Origin of the sequence: Tabrizicola oligotrophica, from assembly GCF_011008935.1 — a bacterium.
In the GTDB taxonomy this organism is placed as follows: Bacteria; Pseudomonadota; Alphaproteobacteria; order Rhodobacterales; family Rhodobacteraceae; genus Tabrizicola_A; species Tabrizicola_A oligotrophica.
This window is the reverse complement of record NZ_JAAIVJ010000038.1, coordinates 1-885: the sequence shown is the minus strand read 5'-3', so window position 1 is coordinate 885 and position 885 is coordinate 1. Positions and strand designations below refer to the sequence as shown.

General features: G+C 59.0%; 1 pseudogene. It reads right to left on the bottom strand.

The annotated features are described in order from the left end of the window. A pseudogene (locus G4Z14_RS18715) lies at positions 1-825 on the bottom strand (IS3 family transposase); the annotation flags it as partial. Positions 826-885 lie beyond the last annotated feature (60 nt).

Sequence of the window (885 nt, the reverse complement as noted above, 5' to 3'; positions counted from 1 at the left end):
GTTTGCGTCGCCAGACGGCCATGAGCAGGGCCTGCAGCGGCAGGTCGGTGTAAGTGCGCCCCTGCATAGACCAACCGATGACGCGGCGGGAAAACAGATCGATCACAACCGCAAGATACAAGAACCCCTCATGCGTGCGGATGTAAGTGATGTCGGTGACCCAAAATTGGTCAGGCGCATCGACATCGAACTCTCTGTTCAAGGTATTGTCAGCCACAATGGCAGGGCTGCCACCGTAAGAGCCCGGCTTCTTTTTGTAACCAATCTGGGCCCTTATTCCCGCCAGACGTGTCAGTCGCCAGACCCGGTTCGGGCTGATGTCTTCGCCCATGTCGCACAGATCATCATGCAGCTTGCGATATCCATATACCTCGCCGCTGTCATCCCAAGCCTGCTTCAGAAGCACGGTTTGGCGCTGATCCTCCAGCGCCCGTTGGGAAAGGGGGGCGCGCAGCCACGCATAGAAGCCGCTCGGATGAACCCGAAGCATCCGGCACATGGCCCGGACCGCAAAGATCAGCCGGTTCTCCGCGATGAACGCATACCTCACCGGGATTCCCTGGCGAAGTATGCGGTCGCCTTTTTTAGGATATCCCGCTCCTCCGTGACCCGCGCCAAATCGCGCTTGAGGCGGCGGATCTCGTCGGCCTGAGCATCGACCTCCTGGATCACCTTCGCGGGCCGCGAAAACTGCTTCTGCCACGTGTAGATCGACTTCGTGCTGACGCCCAGCCGCTCGGCCACCTCGCGCACCGGATAACCCCGATCCTCGATCTGGGCCACGGCATCGCGCTTGAACTCGTCTGTGAATTTAGCTCCGGACATCTTGTCCTCCTTGCTTCCAAAATTACCAAGCAAGGCGTCTACAAATCTAGGGGCGATTCA